At 72.5% G+C, this 19,022-nt stretch carries 16 protein-coding genes; 12 read left to right on the top strand and 4 right to left on the bottom strand.

Annotation, left to right across the window (positions count from 1 at the left end):
* Window positions 1-39: 39 nt before the first annotated feature.
* Window positions 40-717 (bottom strand): TetR/AcrR family transcriptional regulator, encoded by a 678-nt coding sequence (locus tag J5Y09_RS15785; protein ID WP_209352777.1) that lies wholly within the window; start codon window positions 715-717, stop codon window positions 40-42.
* Between the two features lie 116 nt (window positions 718-833).
* On the opposite strand from J5Y09_RS15785, the gene J5Y09_RS15780 reads away from it, so the two are divergent.
* The 3 genes from J5Y09_RS15780 (at window position 834) to J5Y09_RS15770 (ending at window position 4,464) form a co-directional block, all read left to right on the top strand.
* Window positions 834-2,720 (top strand): bifunctional sugar phosphate isomerase/epimerase/4-hydroxyphenylpyruvate dioxygenase family protein, encoded by a 1,887-nt coding sequence (locus J5Y09_RS15780; RefSeq protein WP_209352776.1) that lies wholly within the window; start codon window positions 834-836, stop codon window positions 2,718-2,720.
* A gap of 167 nt (window positions 2,721-2,887) precedes the next feature.
* Window positions 2,888-3,841 carry a Bug family tripartite tricarboxylate transporter substrate binding protein gene (locus J5Y09_RS15775; RefSeq protein WP_209352775.1) on the top strand — a complete coding sequence of 318 codons (954 nt, stop codon included), beginning with the start codon at window positions 2,888-2,890 and terminating at the stop codon, window positions 3,839-3,841.
* A gap of 8 nt (window positions 3,842-3,849) precedes the next feature.
* Window positions 3,850-4,464, top strand: a complete 615-nt coding sequence (locus J5Y09_RS15770; protein WP_209352774.1) for a GAF domain-containing protein — start codon at window positions 3,850-3,852, stop codon at window positions 4,462-4,464.
* A gap of 6 nt (window positions 4,465-4,470) precedes the next feature.
* Here J5Y09_RS15770 and J5Y09_RS15765 read toward each other — a convergent pair whose 3' ends face one another.
* The 3 genes from J5Y09_RS15765 to J5Y09_RS15755 are packed head-to-tail and all read right to left on the bottom strand — an operon-like array spanning window position 4,471 to window position 7,805.
* Complete coding sequence (locus tag J5Y09_RS15765; RefSeq protein ID WP_209352773.1) at window positions 4,471-5,832, bottom strand: amidase; 1,362 nt, start codon at window positions 5,830-5,832, stop codon at window positions 4,471-4,473.
* The gene (locus J5Y09_RS15760) at window positions 5,829-6,518 is read right to left on the bottom strand and encodes a cyclase family protein (protein ID WP_342451491.1); all 690 of its coding nucleotides are present in this window, start codon (window positions 6,516-6,518) and stop codon (window positions 5,829-5,831) included. Before J5Y09_RS15760 ends, J5Y09_RS15765 begins: the two co-directional genes overlap by 4 nt.
* 57 nt (window positions 6,519-6,575) lie before the next feature.
* Window positions 6,576-7,805: an ROK family transcriptional regulator gene (locus tag J5Y09_RS15755; protein ID WP_209352772.1), complete on the bottom strand. Its 1,230-nt coding sequence runs from the start codon at window positions 7,803-7,805 to the stop codon at window positions 6,576-6,578.
* Between the two features lie 162 nt (window positions 7,806-7,967).
* Here J5Y09_RS15755 and J5Y09_RS15750 point away from each other — a divergent pair, with 162 nt between their 5' ends.
* The 9 genes from J5Y09_RS15750 to leuD all read left to right on the top strand — a co-directional run bounded on the left by J5Y09_RS15750 (window position 7,968) and on the right by leuD (window position 19,021).
* A complete protein-coding gene (locus J5Y09_RS15750; protein ID WP_209352771.1) occupies window positions 7,968-10,007 on the top strand; it encodes a hydantoinase/oxoprolinase family protein in 2,040 nt (679 codons plus the stop codon).
* Window positions 10,007-11,743, top strand: coding sequence for a hydantoinase B/oxoprolinase family protein (locus J5Y09_RS15745; RefSeq protein WP_209352770.1), 1,737 nt, complete (start codon window positions 10,007-10,009; stop codon window positions 11,741-11,743). The genes J5Y09_RS15750 and J5Y09_RS15745 overlap by 1 nt, the downstream gene beginning before the upstream one ends.
* Window positions 11,736-12,887 (top strand): CaiB/BaiF CoA transferase family protein, encoded by a 1,152-nt coding sequence (locus J5Y09_RS15740; RefSeq protein ID WP_209352769.1) that lies wholly within the window; start codon window positions 11,736-11,738, stop codon window positions 12,885-12,887. Before J5Y09_RS15745 ends, J5Y09_RS15740 begins: the two co-directional genes overlap by 8 nt.
* A complete protein-coding gene (locus J5Y09_RS15735; protein WP_209352768.1) occupies window positions 12,884-13,693 on the top strand; it encodes an enoyl-CoA hydratase-related protein in 810 nt (269 codons plus the stop codon). Before J5Y09_RS15740 ends, J5Y09_RS15735 begins: the two co-directional genes overlap by 4 nt.
* A gap of 29 nt (window positions 13,694-13,722) precedes the next feature.
* Window positions 13,723-14,700 (top strand): tripartite tricarboxylate transporter substrate binding protein, encoded by a 978-nt coding sequence (locus J5Y09_RS15730; protein WP_209352767.1) that lies wholly within the window; start codon window positions 13,723-13,725, stop codon window positions 14,698-14,700.
* An 86-nt stretch (window positions 14,701-14,786) separates the two neighbouring features.
* Complete coding sequence (locus tag J5Y09_RS15725; protein ID WP_209352766.1) at window positions 14,787-15,821, top strand: LacI family DNA-binding transcriptional regulator; 1,035 nt, start codon at window positions 14,787-14,789, stop codon at window positions 15,819-15,821.
* A gap of 16 nt (window positions 15,822-15,837) precedes the next feature.
* Window positions 15,838-16,980, top strand: coding sequence for an iron-containing alcohol dehydrogenase (locus tag J5Y09_RS15720; RefSeq protein ID WP_209352765.1), 1,143 nt, complete (start codon window positions 15,838-15,840; stop codon window positions 16,978-16,980).
* An 8-nt stretch (window positions 16,981-16,988) separates the two neighbouring features.
* Entirely contained in the window at window positions 16,989-18,416 is a 1,428-nt protein-coding gene (gene leuC / locus J5Y09_RS15715; protein WP_209352764.1) for a 3-isopropylmalate dehydratase large subunit, read from the top strand.
* A gap of 5 nt (window positions 18,417-18,421) precedes the next feature.
* Window positions 18,422-19,021: a 3-isopropylmalate dehydratase small subunit gene (gene leuD, locus J5Y09_RS15710; RefSeq protein ID WP_209352763.1), complete on the top strand. Its 600-nt coding sequence runs from the start codon at window positions 18,422-18,424 to the stop codon at window positions 19,019-19,021.
* Window position 19,022: the final 1 nt, after the last annotated feature.

The following is a 19,022-nucleotide window of genomic DNA, read 5'->3' as shown; positions in this document are numbered from 1 at the left end:
AAGATGGAGCGCGCCGCGTCATGCCCACGGCGCCGCGGTTCAATCCCCCGGGCGCACGTAGCGAAGCACCGCTTCCGTGATCATCTGCCGGTGGCGCGCGGCGACCGCGGGCTGCCGTCCGTCCCGCCCGAAGATCGCGCGCAGCGTGTTGCGGTTCGAGACGCGGTAGAAGCAGAAGGAGGAGATGAGCATGTGCAGGTCCAGCGCATCGAGTCCCGGCCGGAACGCGCCCTCGCGTTCCCCGCGCGCGATCAGCGCGGCAAGGGTGCTGATCACCGCCGCGTTGCGCGCGCGGATGACGGGGGATGCTGCGACGTTGCGCGCCTCATGGATGTTCTCGACGCTGACGAGGCGAACGAATTCGGGATGCGCGGCGTGATGGTCGAAGGTCACCTCGACGATGCGCCGCAGCGCCTCGGCCGGTGGCAGCCCGTCGAGGTCGAGCGCCGCCTCCGCGTCCCGCATGCCGCCATAGGCGCGTTCCAGCACGGCCGCGTAGAGCTGCTGCTTCCCGCCGAAATAGTAGTAGATCATGCGCTTGGTCGTGCGCATCCGCGCCGCGATGTCGTCGACGCGGCCGCCCGCGAAGCCCTTCTCGCTGAACTCGGCCGTCGCGGCATCGAGGATCTCGAGGCGCGTGCGCTCCGGCGCCCGAACGCCGCGGCGCGGCGTGGGCGCTTCCTCAGCGGCGGGTTCGGGCCGGCTGGTGGATGGCATGCGAATGAACCCTCTGGTTCGTACATTGCCAATAGACTCCCGCCGGCCTGCCCGGCGCAAGGCCCTTCCCCCACGCCCGGTGCGACCACGCCCGACAATCCCGGAGACGCGACCCGATGACCGCGCGCCGCCCCGACCGCTCGATCGCCACCGTTTGCCTCTCGGGCTCGCTGCCCGACAAGCTCGAGGCCGCAGCCGCGGCGGGATTCGAGGGCGTGGAGATCTTCGAGAACGACCTCCTCACCTTCGACGGCACGCCCGCCGAGGTGCGCGCGATGTGCGAGGATCTCGGCCTCGCCATCACGATCTTCCAGCCCTTTCGCGACTTCGAGGGGATGCCGGAGGGGCTTCGCGTCCGTGCCATGGACCGCGCCGAACGCAAGTTCGACACGATGCAGGCGCTCGGGACGGATCTCCTCCTGGTCTGCTCCTCGGTCCATCCGGCCGCCCTGCCTGGCGCGGACCGCGCGGCGGCGGACCTGCGGGAGATGGCCGAGCGCGCCGCGAAGCGCGGCCTGCGCGTCTGCTACGAAGCGCTGGCCTGGGGACGGCATGTCAGCCGATGGCGCCAGGCCTGGGAGATCGTCCGCGCGGCCGACCATCCGGCGCTCGGCCTCTGCCTCGACAGCTTCCACACCCTCTCGCTCGGCGACGATGTCGACGACCTTGCCGCGACGGTGCCGCCGGAGAAGCTCTTCTTCCTCCAACTCGCCGACGCCCCGCGCCTGGCGATGGACGTGCTGTCCTGGAGCCGCCACCACCGGCTTTTTCCGGGCCAGGGCGAATTGCCGGTCGCGGACTTCCTGCGCGGCGTGATGGCGGCGGGCTATGCCGGGCCGCTTTCGCTCGAGATCTTCAACGACGAGTTCCGCGCCGCGCCGTCGCGGCGGATCGCGCGCGATGGGTTGCGGAGCCTGGCCTGGCTGGAGGAGCAGGTCGGCCTCGCCGAGCTTCCGGCGCTGCCCCGGCTCGCCGGCGTCGAATTCGTCGAGTTCGCGCTCGACCACGAGTCGCGGGAGGACCTTGCGCGCATGGCCGCGAGCCTCGGCTTCCGACGCGCAGGCATGCACCGCTCGAAGGATGTCGAGCTCTGGCGCAGCGGCGGCGCGAACCTCGTCCTCAACAGCGAACCCGACAGCGCGGCGAGCGAGCGCTTCGAGGCGCGTGGCCCCTGCGTCTGCGCCATCGCCTTCCGCCTGGACGATCCGGAGCGGCTGGTCGCGCGCGCGGAGGCGCTGTCATACCCGGTCTGGCGGGAACGCATCGGTGCGGGAGAGCGCCGCATCCCGGCGGTGCGCGCGCCCGACGGCACGCTGGTCTACCTGGTGGCGGACCTCGCGGAGGGCGAGAGGCCGATCTGGGAGGATGACTTCCATCTCGAACAGGATCGCGCCGACGGGGGCTTCCTCGGGATCGATCATGCCGCGCAGGCGGTCGCACCGGGGCTGATGGACAGTTTCGCGCTGTTCTATCGCGCGCTGTTCGGCATGGAGCCCGATGCGCCGTGGGAACTGCCGGACCCCTACGGCCTCGTCAGGTCGCGCGCTTTCGTGGGCGGGCAGGGCGCGGTGCGATTGCCGCTGAACGTGTCCGAGAGCGGGCGGACGGGCACCGGGCGCTTCGTCTCGGCGCTCGCGGGCGCGGGCGTGCACCACATCGCCTTCGCCGCGGCCGATGCGGCGGAGGCGGCCGCGGGCGCCGTCGCGCGCGGCGCGCCGCTGCTCGAGATTCCTGCCAACTACTACGAGGATCTCGGCGCGCGGATCGGGCTGGAGGAGGAGGAGCTGGCCGGGCACGCGGCCCACCATCTGCTGTATGACCGCGACGCGGCGGGCGGGGAGTTCCGCCACGCCTACACCCACGCCTTCCGCGACCGGTTCTTCTTCGAGATCGCGGCGCGCGGCGGCGGGTATGCGGGCTTCGGCGCGGCCAATGCCGCGGTGCGGATGGCCGCACAGCGCAAGACGCCGCGAAGCCGGGGCGACGCCGGCGGCGAGCAGTAGCGCCGCCGCCCGGCGATCGGCCTCCTGCGTGGGACAGGGCAGGGCGCTCGTTCCGCAGCGCCGCGTCGCACGGCTTTGCAACCCCTCCATCCGGTCGTAGGGTTGGTTACAAGCGGTAGCCAAATCCGCCACGCGCCATTGCACGGCCGAACGGAAGGAGGGTTCCCATGCTTATCCGCACGCTCCTGGCATGCCTGTTTTCGTGGGCGGCGTGGCCTGTCGCGGCCCAGTCGTTTCCCGATCGGCCGATCCGCGTCATCGTGCCGGTCAGCCCGGGCGGCGGCACCGACATCTTCGCGCGCAAGCTCGTCGAACTGATCGGCGCCTCGCTCGGCCAGCCGATCATCGTCGAGAACCGTGCCGGCGCCAGTGGCACGATCGGCACCCAGGCTGTTCTCGACTCCCGTCCGGACGGGCATACGCTCGGCTTCGTCTGGAACACGCCCATCACCGCGGCGCCGCATACGCTCGGCGCGCGGTATCGGATGGACAGCTACACGCCCGTCATGCGCGTCGGCTACTCGCCCTTCGCGATCTGCGCCCGGCCGGACTTTCCCGCGTCCAACCTGCAGGAGATGGTGGCGCGCATCCGCGCCAATCCCGGCCAGTACACCTGGGGCAACGAAGGCATGGGCGGCGTCATGCATCTGGGCGTCGAGCGCGTGTGGCGCCGGCTCGGGCTCGAGCTGACGGCGGTGCCCTTCCAGGGCGCGGGCCAGACGCTGCCGGCCTTCCTCGGCGGGCACATCACCTTCTATGGCGGCTCGCTGACGGGCGCGGTTCCGGCGCTTCGTGCCGGCACGGCGAAATGCCTGATGCTGACCACAGCGGACGGGTCCCCCGAGGCGCCAGGCAGCCAGGGGCTGGCGGCGCTTGGCCTCACGGACATGGCGATCACCATCTGGTGGGGCCTGATCGCGCCGAGCGGCGTGCCGGCCGATCGGCTCGAACGCCTGACCGCGGCCTTCACCGAAGCCGCGCGGCACCCGGACTTCGCGACGCTGATGCAGCAGCAGGCCGCGGTGCTGAACATCGAGACCGGCGAGGCCTTCGCCCGCTCGATCCGCGCGGAATATGAGGCGCTGGGTACCGTCGCCCGGCAGCTGAACCTGCTGCGATAGGCCGACCGATGCGCAACACGCTGGAGCTTTCCCACGACGCGATGCTCGCGCTCAGCCGCGTGGCGTCGGAAGCCTCGGCGGCCGAGGGCCCCGAGGAGGCCCTGTGGAGCGTGACGCGGACACTGCCCGCGCTGCTGGGCGACCCTTCCGCCGCGCTCGCGCCGCGGGCCTATCGCGACGATCCGCAGCCTGCTGTCACCAGCGCCTGCGCCGTCTTCCTGCGCATGCCGGATGGCCGGCATCACATGATCAGTGCGCCGGTGAACTTCCCGCCCGAGCAACACCACGAACTGGTGGACATCGAACTCGGCCATCCCGGGCATGTCGCTGTGACATGCCGGTCGATGGTGCTGCACGACACGACGCTGCATGCGAGTTTCGTGAAGATCCTGCAGGCCTTCCGGGCCGGCTCCTCGATGTTCACGCCGATGCTGTGGAAGGATGCCTATCTGGGCGTGATCATCTGCGCGAATGCGGCCCGCGGCACCTTCGGCGAGCGCGACCTTGTCGTGCAGACGGCCTTCGCGGGGCTGGCCGCCGCGCTGTTCGTCGCACATGGCGGGCCAGCCTGGCTTGCCGGCATCGATACCTCGGCCCTGCCGGTGCGCCGCACCGGCAACTGATCCGCGTCAGGGCGGCGGGAGCTGCCGCCACGGTGCCGCCCGCTCATAGGCCTCGGCGAGGTCGAGCAGCAGTTCCTCGCGGAACGCCGCGCCCACCAGCTGCAACCCGGTCGGCAGACCGTCGACCTGGGCGGATGGGACCACGATGGCCGGCAGCGCCGCGAGGTTGATGACGGTGGAATAGATCGCCGCGGCGCGCGGGCCCGCCGCCACGCCCGCTACGAGATCGGGGCCGGGTGCCTCCCGCGGCCAGGGCAGCACGGCCGAGGACGGCGTCGCGACGGCATCGACGCCCGCGATCCAGTCCCCGAGTTCGCCCCGCAGGACGGCGATGCGGTCGAGCGCGCGGAGATAGTCGGTCGCGGGCATCGCCAGGCCCACCTCCGCCTGGGCGCGGATCGCCGGCGTGACGAGCCCTTCCCAGCCGGCATGGCCGGACACCGCCCGCGCGACGCCGACGGCCGAGATGGTCGAGAACAACGCGCCGACCTCGTCCGGGTCCCAGGGCGCCGGCACCTCCTCGACCTCGTGGCCGAGGCTCCGCAGCACGGCGAGGGCGCCGTCGAAGGCGGCGAGCACGCCGGGATCGATCGGCGCCGCGCCGCATCGGCGCACCGCACGGATGCGCAGCCGAGCGGGCGTCGCCGCCACGGGCCGCGCATCGCCCATCACGGCGAGGGCGGCGCGAAGGTCGCGCACGCTGCGCGCGATCGGGCCGATCACCTGGAAGTCCGTGGCGAGGGGCGGGAAGCCCCAGCGGCGCGGCACGCGTCCCGGTGTCGGCTTGATCGTCGCGACGCCCGCATGCCCCGCCGGGCGCCGCAGCGACCCGCCGGCGTCGGTGGCCACGGCGATCGGCCCCATGCCGGCGGCGACCGCCGCGACGGCGCCGCCGCTCGATCCACCGGGCTGGCGATCGGGCGCCCAGGGATTGCCCGTCGAGCCGAACAGCGGATTCTTCGTGAAGCCGGCAAGCGCCAGCTCCGGCGTGTTGGTCTTGCCGAGGATCACCGCGCCCGCGGCGCGCAGCCTGGCCACGGGAAGGTCGTCGCGCGGCGCGACGTGGTCAGCGTGCAGATTGCTGCCCCATGTCGCGCGGAGGCCGCCGACGAACAGGTTGTCCTTCACCGTGATGGGCACGCCGTCGAATGGCCCGAGCGGCGCGCCTGACCGCCAGCGCGCGGCGCTCGCCGCCGCGGCCGCGCGCGCGCCGGGTTCGTCCAGCGTCACGATCGCATTCAGCGCCGGGTTCGTCGCCGCGATCCGCTGGAGGCAGGAGTCCAGCGCCGCGACGGGATCGAGCCGGCCCGACCGGTAGGCGGCGACAAGGTCCGTCGCGTCGAGCGGCCAGGCCGCGGCCTCCGTCACGGGAACCAGGCCACGGCGCGCACGGGGCTGCCGGTTCCGGCGCGGATGCGCAGCGGGAAGGCGATGAAGCGGAAGCGCCCGCGGCCGACGACCTTGTCGAGGTTCACCACGCCCTCGTAATGCGTGAAGCCGAGGTCGCGGCAGACGTGATGCACCTCGAAATTGTTCCGTCCCGGCCGGCCCGGGCTGACGGATTCGACGGTGAAGGCGGTGATGCCCTTGCGCCCGAGCCAGGTCGCGCTGTCCTTCGTCAGGCCCGGGAAGTCGGTGATGTAGCCCTCCGTCCCCGCCGCGCGCTTGTAGAAGCCGGTGTAGAGCAGCACGGTGTCCTTCGGCTGGATGGTCACGCCAGCCTTGCGCTCCGCCGCCTCGAGATCGGCGATGGTGATGTCGGTACGGTCCGGGTTGTGCGTGAGATCGAGGCAGACGGCCTCGGTGAAGAAGGTCTCGAGCGGCATCTCCTCGATCGTCCTGGCACCGGGGCGGTCGTCGAAATGCACCGGCGCGTCGACATGCGTGCCGCCATGGTCGCCCATGTGCAGCACCATGGTCGCGGAGGAGAATTCGTAGCCATCGGCCACGCGCTTCTCCTCATGCGTGCTGAACGGATAGACCTCGATCGTCGGGTGGTTCACGAGCCGCTGCATCTTGTGATGGATCTCGCGGCTGAGATCGATGAGTTCCACGGCGTCCTCCGCTGGGTCCGATATCCTTGCCGACGGTAATTAATTGCCAGGGGCCCATCAAGCCGCGCTCTCCGTCGCGAGCGCGAGCGGCCTGCGCAGGACGAATTCCTCGATCGCCAGGAGTTCGGTCGCCTGCAGGTAGTCGATGACGGACACGCGCAGTGGCGGGGGCTTCGTCCCGACGCGCGCATGCGCGCGCGAAAGGCCCTTCTCGATGCCGGCGACGAAGGCCGGCGCTCCGGCGAGCGGACCGCCCAGCAGGATCCGCCGCGGCGCGAGGACGGATGCGATGTCGAACAGCCGCTCCCCGAGCAGGTCGCCGGCTGCGCTCATCGTCTCGGCCACGGGCGGGTCGGCGGCCCGTGCCACGGCGTCGCGCAGCACCTCGGGGCGCATCTCGTCCCAGCCCTGGCGCGGTGCGTCCGCGGACAGGCCGGAGAGGCGGCGGAGGATGCCGTAGCCCGCGGCCTCGGCCATCAGGCAGCCTCGCGCGCCGCAGACGCAGCGACCCGTCCCGCCGGCGACCGGCACATGCCCTGCCGTTCGCTCGTCGCCGCCGGTGCGGATCGGCTGCCCGTCGAGCATCACGCTGATGCCCAGGCCGAAGGCGACATGGACGACCAGGCTCGCGCCGGCCATGTCGTCGCCGCCGTCGCGCATCGCGCGATGCGCCTCGGCCAGCCCAAAGGTGTTGCCGATCGTCTCCACGACGCCCGGGATGCGGAGCCTCTCGGTGAGATCGACCGACGGGCTCCTGCCTTCGAGGACGGAGAGGGAGGAGGCGGCGACACGTCCCGACCCCTGTTCGACCGCGCCGGCCGTCGCGACCGCGAGGCCGAGGACGCGCTGCCGGGGAATCCTTGTCCGCGCAAGCAATCCACGGATCGCGGCGACGACGTCGTCGACCAGCCGCGGATATTGCCGAGGCAAGGCGAGCGGCAGGGCGGCCTCCGCGCGGCGTCGCCCTGCCAGGTCGACGATCGAGACCCGGCGATCCGAGATGGTGAGGCTGACGGCGACGAAGGCCGCGCCGTTCCCATCCGGGGCGAGCTGGACCTGTCGCCGGCCTCGCTGCCCGGGGCCGCCAGGCACTTCCTTGCCTTCGCGCACCAGGCCCGCCTCGATCAGGTCGCGGGTGATGCGTGAGACGGCGGCATCGGTCAGTCCGATGCGCGCGGCGATCTCGGTGCGGGAGGAGCCTGGCGCGCCGATGATCCGGCGCAGGACAAGCGCGAGGTTGTGATCGCGCAGGGCGGCCACGCTGGCGCCATGGGAACGAAGGTCCATGCGGGACGCTACCGTGGAACCTCCGTCCCGCGCCAGGACGGCGCACCGCGGGCCGCCCGGTCCGGACCGGCCGCGCCCCACGTCCGGCGCGGCCATTGACGCCTTCGTGGAAACGTTTCACCGTTCCGCGGCGGCGGCTGAGATCGCCGGGAGGAAACGGGCTTGAAGCGCATAGGGATCGACGTGGGCGGCACCTTCACGGATGTCGTCCTCATCGAGGAAGATGGTCGCGTCCATACCGCGAAGGTGCCGACGACGCCCGCCGACCGGGTGGTCGGTGCCATCGCGGGCTTCCGGCGCATCCTCGAGGTCGCGGGCTGCGGCCCGGCCGAGATCGGCTTCATCGGCCACGGATCGACCATGGCGACCAACATGGTCGTCGAGGGCACGGGCGCGCCGACCGCGCTGCTCGCCACGCGCGGGTTCCGCGACCTTCTCGAACTGCGCCGCATCGCGCGGCACGACCGCGCCGACCTCTATGACCTGCAGTTCGACAACCCGAAGCCGCTCGTGCCGCGCCGCTGGCGCTACGAGGTGCCGGAGCGGCTGGACTGGCGGGGCAATGTCGTCCAGCCGCCGGACGAGGCCGTCTTGCGGGAGATCGCCGCCCGCATCGCCCGCACCCCGGTCGAGGCCGTCGCGATCGCCTTCCTGCACGCGCAGGTCAATCCGGACCATGAGCGCCGCGCCGCGGACATCCTGCGCGCCGCGCTGCCGGGCCTGTTCGTCACCTGCTCGCACGAGGTGAACCCGCAGCAGGGCGAATACGAGCGCACCAGCAGCACCGTGATGAACGCCATGCTCGGCCCGGTCTGCGCGCGCTACATCCACGCCTTCCGCGACGGCCTCGCGGCCGAGGGCTTCGGCGGCGAGCTGTTGTTCATGGGCTCGAATGGCGGCCTGGCCGAAGCCGCGACGGTGGCGGCGCGGCCCGTCCTGCTGCTGGAATCCGGCCCGGCCGGTGGCGTGAGCGCGGCGATGCGCCTGGCCGAGGCGACGGGGCGCGGCGACGCCATCCTGGGCGACATGGGCGGCACCACCTTCGACGTCTCCCTGATCCGCGACGGGCGTCCGGAGCTGCGGACCCAGGCGCTGCTGCACAGCTACGCCGTGCGCACGCCGAGCATCGACATCGACAGCATCGGCGCCGGCGGCGGCTCCATCGCCTGGGTGGATGCCGGCGGCGGCGTCCGCATCGGGCCGCAGAGCGCGGGCGCCGATCCCGGCCCGGCCTGCTACGGGCGCGGCGGCACGCGCCCGACCGTCACCGACTGCAACCTGCTGCTCGGCCATATCGACGGGGAGACCTTCCTCGACGGCGCCTTCCGCCTCGATCGCGCGGCGGCCGAGGCCGCGGTGGGCGAACACCTCGCGCGGCCGCTGAACCTCGGCGTGCTGGAAGCCGCGCACGCCGTGCGCGCGGTGGCGAACGCGCTGATGGCGCAATCCATGCGGCTGCTGACGGTCGAACGCGGGCACGATCCGCGCGGCTTCGACTATTTGTGCTACGGCGGCGCGGGCCCCGTGCATGCCATCGACCTGGCGCGGGAACTGGAGATGGCCCGCGTCGTCGTGCCGCCCGCGCCGGGCCTGTTCAGCGCGCTCGGCATGGTGCTGGCCGACCGGCAGGCGGATCGCCAGGCGGCGGTGGAACGGCTGCTCGACGCCGTGGATGCGTCCTGGCTCGCCGATCTCTACGCGCGCCTCGAGGACGACATCGCGCGCGACCTGCCGCGCGACCCGGCGATTCCGCGCAGCATCCGGCGCAGGCTCGACTGCCGCTACGCCGGACAGCCGGATTCGATCCTGGTCGACCTGCCCTCCCTGGACGTCGCGGCGATCCGCGCTGCCTTCGAGGAGGCGCATGAGCGGCTGTGGAACTTCACCAAGCCGGACCAGCCGGTTCTGCTGAACAACATCCGCATCGAGGCGCGCGCCGAGACCGGCTGGCGTGGGCCGCTGCGCTTCGCCGAGCCGATCGCCGCGCCCGCGCCCTGGCGGCGCCGCAAGGTGGCGATGGGCGGCGGGATGCAGGACCTGCCGGTCTGGCGCCGCCGCGACCTGCCGCCCGGCTTTGCGCTGTCGGGCCCCGCGGTGGTCGAGGAAGCGAGCAGCAGCCTGGTGCTCGGCCCCGGCGACCGCGCCGAGATCGCCGACGGCGCGCTGCTCGTCGTCACCCTCGCCCCGGCGGAGGCCGCGTGATGGACATCGTCACCTACGAGATCCTGCGCTCGAGCCTCTATGCGACGGCGCGCGAGATGAAGCTCGCCATGATGCGCACGGCCGGCAGCCCGATCGTGCATTCCGGCGGCGATGCATCCGCCGCCGTGTTCGACGCGGAGATGCAGCTCGTCGCGCAGGGCAACGACATCCCGACCATGCTTGGTTCCGCGGTGATCTCGACGCGCGCCTCGGTCGAGGCGATCGGCCGAGACCGCCTGCGCCCGGGCGACGTCATCGTCAGCAACGACGTCTATCTCGGCGGCGGCAACCACCAGCCGGACGTGCAGTTCACGCGCCCGGTCTTCGTCGATGGCGCGATCGTCGCCTTCGTCATGACCCGCGGGCATTGGAGCGACATCGGCGGGCAGCTGCCGGGCTCCTACACCACCCAGACCTGGGACGTCTTCGCCGAGGGCATCCGCATCCCGCCCGTGCTGCTCTATCGCGACGACCGGCCGGTCGAGGATCTGATGACGATCATCCTGCAGAACACGCGGGACCCCGCGGTGCGGCTGCTCGATGTCCAGTCGCAATACGCCGGCTGCGTGGTGGGGGACCGCCGCATCGCGGCGATCGCGCGCCGCCATGGCCCCGCCGCGCTCGCCGAGGCCATGCGCCGCGCCCTGGACCATTCCGAACGCCTGATGCGGGAGGCGATCCGCGCCATCCCCGACGGCACCTATGAGGCCGAGGACGAGCTCGAGCCCGTCTCCGGCCCGCCGGGCTGGCCCACAGCGCCGATCCCGCTGCGCGTGAAGGTGACCAAGGCCGGTGAATCCATCCATTTCGACTATGCCGGCACGGGCGCGCAGACGCGCGGCGGCATCAACTGCCCGCTGTCCGTCACCTGCAACAGCACCTGGTTCACGGTGAAGGCCATCACCGACGTCACCATCCCGATCAACCAGGGCTGTTACCGGCCGGTCACGATCGCGGCCCCAGAGGGCAGCGTGGTGAATTGCAGCTTCCCCGCGCCGGTGGTGGCGGGGAACACCGAGACGTCGCCACGCATCATCGACCTGCTGCTCAAGGCGCTTGCCCCGGCCATGCCGGACCGCGTCGTCGGCCAGAGCAATTGCGGCGCCTTCTCCGGCCTGTTCGGCGGCATGGACCCGGACGAGGCGCGGGTGGCGGCGACCGGTCGGCGCTATGTCGGCGTCATCGACCCGCATGCCGGCGGCATGGGCGCGCGCGCGACGAAGGACGGCGTCAACGGCGTGCGCGTCTACGTCGGCAATGCTGGCAGCACCTCGGTCGAGATCATCGAGCAGACCTCGCCGCTGACGGTCGAGGAATGGTCCCTGGTGCCCGATACCGGCGGCGCGGGCGAATGGCGGGGCGGGCTCACCTCCCGCCGCGTCTATCGCGTGGGCTACGGCGAAGCGACCTTCACCGCCTGCGGGGAGCGCGGCATCCATCCGCCGCTCGGCCAGTTCGGCGGCGCGGCGGGCTCCACCTTCGTCTGCGAGGTGCGCCGCGGTGAGGCCGTGACGCATGTGCCCGCCAAGGGCAGCCACGAAATCGTCCATGCGGGCGACGTGGTGCTGCTGCAGCCGGCGGGCGCCGGCGGCTACGGCGATCCGCGCCGGCGCGACCGCGCGCGATTGCTGGACGATCTGAAGGATGGCTACGTCACGCCCGAAGCCCTGACGCGGGACTACGGCCTGACGCCGCAGGACGCCGCGGCGCTGTGCGTGGAGGCCGCCGATGTCTGACGCGCTGCCGCTCGCCGGGCGCTTCGTGGTCGAGATCGGCCACAGCCTGGCCGGCCCCTTCGCCGGCGCCATCCTGGCCGATCTCGGCGCGACCGTCCTCAAGGTCGAGGCGGCCGGGAAGGGCGACCATGCGCGCGGCTGGGGCCCGCCCTTCGTGGATGGGGCCGCGGCGCTGTTCCACGCGGTCAACCGCGGCAAGCTCGGCGTCGTCGCGGAACTGCGGGACCCGGCCACGGCCGCGGCGCTGCGGCAACTCATCCTCGACCGCGCGGATGTCGTGCTGCAGAACCTCAAGGTCGGCACGCTGGAAGCGGCCGGGCTGGGCGCGGAGCAGCTGATCGCGGCGAAGCCGTCGCTGATCATGTGCAACATCGGCGCCTTCGGCCGCGTCGGGCCGCGGCGGGAGGAGCCGGGCTACGACCCGCTGATCCAGGCGGCCTCCGGCCTGATGGACATGAACGGCCATCCCGGCGCGCCGCCCGCGCGCGTGCCTGTGGCGCTGAACGACCTCGGCACCGGCGTCTGGGCCGCGCTCGGCATCGTCTCGGCGCTGCTGCGGCGCGAAAGGGATGGGCGCGGCGGCGTGGTGGATGTGTCGTTGTACGAAACCGCGCTGGCCTGGATGACGGTGCCGGTCGCCGACCTGCTCGCCGGCGGCCCCGCGCCGCAGCGCTACGGATCAGGCGTGTCGAACATCGTGCCATACCAGACCTTCGCCGCCGCCGACGGCACGCTGCTGGTCGCCGCGGGCAACGACCTGCTGTTCGGCCGGCTGTGCCGCGTGCTGGACCTCGCCGGCCTCGCGGAGGATGCGCGCTTCGCGACCAATGGCGCGCGGGTCGAGAACCGCGACGCGCTGATCCCGCTGCTGGCGGGCGCGATGGCGCGGCGGACGCTCGCCGAACTCTCCGCCGCGCTCCGTGAAGCCGGCATTCCATGCGGGCCCGTGCAGGACGTGGCGCAGGCGCTGGCGGACCCGCAGACCGCCGCGCTCGGGATCGTCTCCGCCCTGCCGGGCGGTGGGCCGAGCACGGTCGGCCTGCCGATCTCCTTCGATGGCCGGCGCCCCGCCCCCGCCGGGCCGGCGCCGCGCCTGGGCGAGCACCAGCACCTGCTCCGTGCGTGCGAGGAGGAAAAGGCATGACGCATCCGCTCGTGGCGAAGGCCTGGGAGACGCTGCGCGTCGAGGAGCCGGAGCCCGGCCTGCTCGTCGTCACGCTGAACCGGCCGCACCGTGCCAACGCGATGAACACGACGCTCGGGGAGGAGCTGATCGCCCTGTTCGGCACGCTGGAGGCCGCGCCGCATGCCTGCCAGGCGGTTGTCCTGACCGGCGCGGGCGATCGCGCCTTCTGCGCGGGCGCCGACCTCGCCGAACGCAACGGCATGGACGACGAGGCCTTCGCGCGCCAGCACTACATGTTCGAGCGCATGATGCGCGCGCTGCTCGCCTGTCCCGTCCCGCTGATCGCCGCGGTGAACGGCGCGGCCTTCGCGGGCGGGCTGGAACTCGTGCTGTCCTGCGACTTCGCCTATGCGGTCGAGGGCGCGCGCTTCGCCTTCACCGAGGTGACGCGGGGCATCATGCCCGGCGGCGGCGGCACGCAGCATCTGCCGCGCAGCATCGGCGCGCGGCGTGCGAAGGAGATCATCTTCACCGGCGCGCACTTCACCGCCGAGGAGGCGCTGGCCTGGGGCATCGTCAACCGCCTGGTTCCGCCGGGCGAGGTGCTCGCGCAGGCGCTCGCCACCGCGCGGCGCATCGCTGCCAATGCGCCGGTCGCCATCCGCCAGGCCAAGAAGGCCATCGACCACGGCCTGCAGGCCGATCTGCGCACCGGCATGCAGATGGAGATCGAGGCCTACTACCAGTTGATCCCCACCCAGGACCGGCGGGAGGGGATCGCCGCCTTCAACGAGAAAAGACCGCCGCGCTTCACCGGGCGATGAGCGGGCAGAACGGGACACAGGAGGAAGCCATGACCATCACCATCAATCGCCGTGCCGCGCTTGCCGCGGCGCTCGCCATCCCCGCGCTCGCGCGGCCGTCGCTCGGACAGGCGCCGTGGCGCGCGACGCGTCCCGTGCGCGTCGTCGTCCCCTTCCCGCCGGGGGGTGCGACGGACATGCTGGCGCGGCTGATCGCCCAGGGCCTCGGGGAGAAGCTCGGCCAGCCGCTGGTCATCGAGAACCGGCCGGGCGCCAATGGCGTGGTCGCGACGCAGAACCTGCTCGGTTCCCCGGCCGATGGGCACAGCCTGATCCTCGCCACTGCCGACACGCACACGGTGCTGCCGGCGGCCAATCCGCGCCTGCCCTACAACGTCGCCGAATTCGTTCCCGTCAGCGGCATTGCGAGCGTGGTCTTCGCACTGGTCGCCCGGCCGGGCCTGCCGGTGGACAACGTGCAGCAGCTTGTCGAGCTGGCGCGCCGGGCGCGTCCGCCGCTCAACTACGCGTCCTATGGCTATGCCAGCGTCTCCCACGTGGCGGGCGAGGTGTTCCGCTCGGCGATCGGCGCCGAGATGACGCATGTGCCCTATCAGGGCGCCGGGCCTGGCGTGCTCGCCATCACCGCCGACCAGGTGGACGTCATGATGGTCCCGGTCGCGGTCGCGAACCCGCAGCGCCCCCGCCTGAAGATGCTGGGCGTGGCGGCGGCGCAGCGCTTCGCCCTGGTGCCCGACGTGCCGACGCTGACCGAGCAGGGCATCCCCGTCCTGGCCGATGCCTGGATCGGGCTGCTCGCCGCGCCGCGCACGCCCGCGCCGGTGGCCGAGGCCATCCACGCCGCGGTGTCCGAGGTGCAGCAGACGGCGGCCTTCCAGGAGACGCTGCGCACGAACGGATTCAGCAGCCTGGGCTACGGCCCCGCGGCCTACGCCACCTTCCTGCGCGCCGAATCCGAGCGCTGGGGCCGCGCGGTGCGCGACGGCAATATCCGCGTCGAGGGCTGAAGGCCCGATGGCTTGCCCCTCGCCGCCACGCGACCTACAGGTGCCGGGGTGCCGTCGGCGCGCGGCCGGCGGCGAGGGGGGAAGTCATGGCCGGGTCCCGCGGCGCGGGCGGATGCGCGAAGCCGACCATACGCGACGTGGCGCAGGCGGCCGGTGTCGGGATCGGCACCGTTTCGCGCGTCATCAACGGACATCCGAATGTCGGGGCTGCGCTGCGCGACCGCGTGGCGAGCGCGATCGCGGCACTCGGCTTCACGCCCGACACCGCGGCGCAGAGCCTGCGCGGCGGCCAGTCCCGTACCTTCGCCTGCGTGGTCCGCGACCTGACCGTCCCGGTGCTGGCAAGCTTCGTCGACCAGATGCAGCAGGAACTGGACGCGAAGGGCTACAGCCTCCTCGTCGCGTCCTCCTACCACGCCTTCGCGCGGGAACAGGCGCTGCTGGCGAGCTTCGCCCGCCGGCGGGTGGACGGGCTAGTGATCGCTACTTCCTCCGAGCGCGACCGCCGGCTGCTCAAGCTGCTGCGCGAGGCGCCGATGCCGGTCACGCTGCTCGACCGCGCGCGGCCGGAGAGCCTGGACAGCGTGAAGGTGGACCATGCGGCGGGGACGCGGGCGGCGATCGCGCACCTGCTGGCGCTCGGCCATCGCAGGATCGCGGTGATCTCGGGCGCCGAGATGGTCAGCCCGGTCAGCGAGCGCCTGCGCGGCGTGCGGGAAGCGCATGCGGCGCTCGGGCTGTCGCTCGACCCTGCGCTGGTCCGGCTCGGCTCCTTCGCCACCGCCTTCGCCGAGCGCGAAGCGGCGCTGCTGCTCGAACTGCGAGACCCGCCGACCGCCTTCTTCGTCGCCGGCACGGCGCTGCTGCCGGGCCTGCTGCGCGCGCTGCAGGCCCGCGGCCTCGGCATCCCGCAGGATGTATCGGTCGTCGCGGGCGCGGAGAGCGAGCTGGCGGAGTTCCACGTCCCGGCGATCTCGGTCGTGCAATGGGACCACGGCGTGCTCGGCGCCATGGCCGCGCGCTTCCTGCTGCAGCGCATCGAGCAGCCCGGCCTGCCGCCGCAGCGCGCGCTCGGGCCGACGACCTACGTCCCCAGGGGATCCTGCGCGCCGCCGCGGTGACCGGAGGCGCCGCGCCATGGCGCTGATGGTCTATCTCAACCGGGTGCAGTTCGGCTTCGGCGCGCTGGCCGAGACGGCCGAGGAACTGCGCCTTGCCGGCATCCGCCGCCCGCTGGTCGTGACCGATGCGGGGGTGCGCGCCGCGGGGTTGCTGGACCGGCTGCTCGGCGAACTGCCCGCAGACACGGCGGCGGCGGTGTTCGACGCGACGCCCCCCAATCCGGACGAGGCCGCGGTGCATGCGGCGGTCGCGCTGTACCTGTCCTCCGGTGCGGATGGCGTGCTCGCGCTGGGCGGAGGCTCGCCGCTCGACCTTGCCAAGGCCGTCGCGCTCGCCGCGACCCATGATGCGCCGCGGCTCGCGCCCTATGCGGTGGTGGAAGGCGGCCTCGCGCGCATTACCGCCGCCGCGGCACCGATCGTCGCCGTGCCGACCACGGCGGGGACTGGCAGCGAGGTCTCGCGCGGCGCGCTCATCATCCTCGATGATGGGCGCAAGGTCTCGATCGGCAGCCCGCATCTGATCCCGCGCGCGGCGATCTGCGCCCCGGAGCTGACGCTGGGGCTGCCGGCGGGGCTGACGGCCGCGACCGGCATGGACGCGATGGCGCATTGCATCGAGACGCTGTGCTCGGCGCGCGAGAACCCGATCGCCGACGCCATCGCGCTGGACGGCCTCGGCCGCGCCTGGCGGGCCTTGCCGCGCGCGGTGGAAAACGGCGCGGACCGGGATGCGCGCAAGGAGATGATGCTTGCCTCGATGCAGGGCGCGCTCGCCTTCCAGAAGGGGCTCGGCGCGGTGCATGCGCTGTCGCACGCGCTTGGTGCGCTGCCTGTCCGGCCGCATCACGGCACGCTCAACGCGCTGCTGCTGCCGCCGGTGCTGCGCTTCAACGCGCCGGAGATCGGCGGCGTGGTTCCCCGCCTTGCGCAGGCTGTCGGCGTCGCGCCGACGGCGGATGCCCTGGCCGACGCGATCGCGGCGCTGAACCGCCGCATCGGCCTGCCCGGCAGCCTCGCCGCCATGGGCGTTCCGAACGAAAGCCTGCCCGCCGTCGCGGCCGCCGCGATGCGCGACCACCACCACCAGACCAACCCGCGCCGCGCGGAGGAAGGCGACTACCTGCGCCTGCTGCGCGCCGCCCATGCCGGAGGATGAGCGCAGCCATGCCGCCCGAGGATGCCGATGCGCCGCGCACCATGTTCGAGAAGATCTGGGACCGCCACCGCGTGCTGGAACGGCCGGACGGGCAGGTGCTGCTCTATGTCGACCGGCACCTGATCCACGACGGCAGCGAGCCCGCCTTCGAGATGCTGCGCCGCCGGGGCCTGAAGCCCCGCGCGCCGGAACGCATCTTCGGCACGCCCGACCACTACGTGCCGACCGACACGCGCGACGTCGCCGCCATCCCCGATCCCGCCTTGCGCGCGATGGTCGAGACGCTGGAGCGCAACGCGGCCGAGCACGGCATCCGCCTGTTCGGCCTGCAGGACGCGGGGCAGGGGATCGTCCATGTCATCGGGCCGGAACAGGGGCTGAGCCAGCCCGGCCTGCTGATGGTCTGCCCCGACAGCCACACCTCGACCCATGGCGCGCTCGGCGCGCTCGCCTTCGGCATCGGCATGACCGAGGTGGCGCATGTGCTGGCGACGCAGACGCTCTGGCAGCGCAAGCCGGCGACGATGCGCATCACGGTGGATGGCGAACTCGGCGCGGGCGTGACGGCGAAGGACGTGATCCTGCACATCATCGCGACGATCGGCGCCGCGGGTGCGGCGGGGCATGTCATCGAATACGCCGGCAGCGCGATCCGTGGCCTGTCGATGGAAGGGCGGCTGACGCTGTGCAACATGTCCATCGAGGCCGGCGGCCGCGCGGGCATGGTGGCGCCGGACGAGACGACCTTCGCCTACCTGAAGGGCCGGCCCTACGCGCCGCAGGGCGCCGAATGGGATCGCGCCGTGGAACGCTGGCGCTCCTTGCCGAGCGACGCCGGCGCGCGCTTCGACCGGGAAGTCGCGATCGACGCGACCGATATCTCGCCGACCGTCACCTGGGGCAATTCGCCGCAGGATGCGGTCGCCGCCGATGGCCATATTCCCGACCCGGCGCAGGAGCCCGATCCCGAGCGCCGCGCCGCCATGGCCGATGCCTTCGCCTATATGGGCCTCGCGCCAGGGATGCCGGTCGAGGCGCTGCGCATCGACCGCGTCTTCATCGGGTCCTGCACCAACGGACGGATCGAGGACCTGCGCGCCGCCGCGGCCATCGCGCACGGGCGCCGCGTGGCCGATGGCGTCACCGCCTGGGTCGTGCCCGGCTCCGCGCCGGTGAAGCGGCAGGCGGAAGCCGAGGGCCTCGACCGTGTCTTCACCGCGGCGGGCTTCGCCTGGCGGGAGGCCGGCTGCTCCATGTGCCTCGGCACGAATGGGGAGATCGCCGCGCCGGGCGAAAGGGTCGCGGCCACCTCCAACCGCAATTTCCGCGGCCGCCAGGGTCCGGGCGTGCGCACCCACCTGATGAGCCCGGCCATGGCCGCGGCCGCCGCGGTCAGCGGCCACATCGTCGACGTGCGCCGGCTGGCGGGGGGCTGAACAGGATGGAGCGCTTCACCACGCTGCGCGCGGCGGCCGTGCCCTTCGCCCGCGACAACATCGACACCGACCAGATCCTGCCCGCGCGCTTCCTGCACATGCCGCGCGACGGCGACCACGGCGCCTGCCTGTTCCGCGACCTGCGCTACGCAGCGGACGGTACGGAGGTGCCGGACTTCCCGCTCAACCGCGATGGCTGGCGGGATGCGCGGATCGCGATCGGCGGGCGCAACTTCGCCTGCGGATCCTCGCGGGAGAACGCGGTCTGGGCGCTGCAGGGCGCCGGGATCCGGGCGGTGATCGCGCCGTCCTTCGGCGACATCTTCGCGATCAACGCGGTCAAGAATGGCATCCTGCCCGTCGTGCTGCCGGCCGAGGCGGTCGCGTCGCTGATCGCCGAGGCCGAGGCACGGCCCGGCGCCGAGATCACCGTGGACCTCGCCGCGCAGACGGTGACCGGGGCGGACGGCACGGTGCATCCCTTCGAGATCGATCCCTTCACCCGCCACTGCCTGCTGGAAGGCGTGGACGAACTCGCCTTCACCCTGGCCCATGAAGACGACATCGCCGCCTTCGAGCGGCGCATCGGCCGCGAGAATTCCTGAC

The sequence above is a fragment of the Roseomonas nitratireducens genome (genome assembly GCF_017813355.1).
Taxonomy (GTDB): domain Bacteria; phylum Pseudomonadota; class Alphaproteobacteria; order Acetobacterales; family Acetobacteraceae; genus Neoroseomonas; species Neoroseomonas nitratireducens.
This window is presented reverse-complemented; position numbering and strand designations above follow the sequence as displayed.

Excerpts from the sequence above, each read along its gene's own strand:
- J5Y09_RS15785 (WP_209352777.1), bottom strand. The coding sequence starts at position 717 with ATGCCATCCACCAGCCGGCCCGAACCCGCCGCTGAGGAAGCGCCCACG.
- J5Y09_RS15780 (WP_209352776.1), top strand. The coding sequence starts at position 834 with ATGACCGCGCGCCGCCCCGACCGCTCGATCGCCACCGTTTGCCTCTCG.
- J5Y09_RS15775 (WP_209352775.1), top strand. The coding sequence starts at position 2,888 with ATGCTTATCCGCACGCTCCTGGCATGCCTGTTTTCGTGGGCGGCGTGG.
- J5Y09_RS15770 (WP_209352774.1), top strand. The coding sequence starts at position 3,850 with ATGCGCAACACGCTGGAGCTTTCCCACGACGCGATGCTCGCGCTCAGC.
- J5Y09_RS15755 (WP_209352772.1), bottom strand. The coding sequence starts at position 7,805 with ATGGACCTTCGTTCCCATGGCGCCAGCGTGGCCGCCCTGCGCGATCAC.
- J5Y09_RS15745 (WP_209352770.1), top strand. The coding sequence starts at position 10,007 with ATGGACATCGTCACCTACGAGATCCTGCGCTCGAGCCTCTATGCGACG.
- J5Y09_RS15740 (WP_209352769.1), top strand. The coding sequence starts at position 11,736 with ATGTCTGACGCGCTGCCGCTCGCCGGGCGCTTCGTGGTCGAGATCGGC.
- J5Y09_RS15735 (WP_209352768.1), top strand. The coding sequence starts at position 12,884 with ATGACGCATCCGCTCGTGGCGAAGGCCTGGGAGACGCTGCGCGTCGAG.
- J5Y09_RS15730 (WP_209352767.1), top strand. The coding sequence starts at position 13,723 with ATGACCATCACCATCAATCGCCGTGCCGCGCTTGCCGCGGCGCTCGCC.
- J5Y09_RS15725 (WP_209352766.1), top strand. The coding sequence starts at position 14,787 with ATGGCCGGGTCCCGCGGCGCGGGCGGATGCGCGAAGCCGACCATACGC.
- J5Y09_RS15720 (WP_209352765.1), top strand. The coding sequence starts at position 15,838 with ATGGCGCTGATGGTCTATCTCAACCGGGTGCAGTTCGGCTTCGGCGCG.
- leuC (WP_209352764.1), top strand. The coding sequence starts at position 16,989 with ATGCCGCCCGAGGATGCCGATGCGCCGCGCACCATGTTCGAGAAGATC.
- leuD (WP_209352763.1), top strand. The coding sequence starts at position 18,422 with ATGGAGCGCTTCACCACGCTGCGCGCGGCGGCCGTGCCCTTCGCCCGC.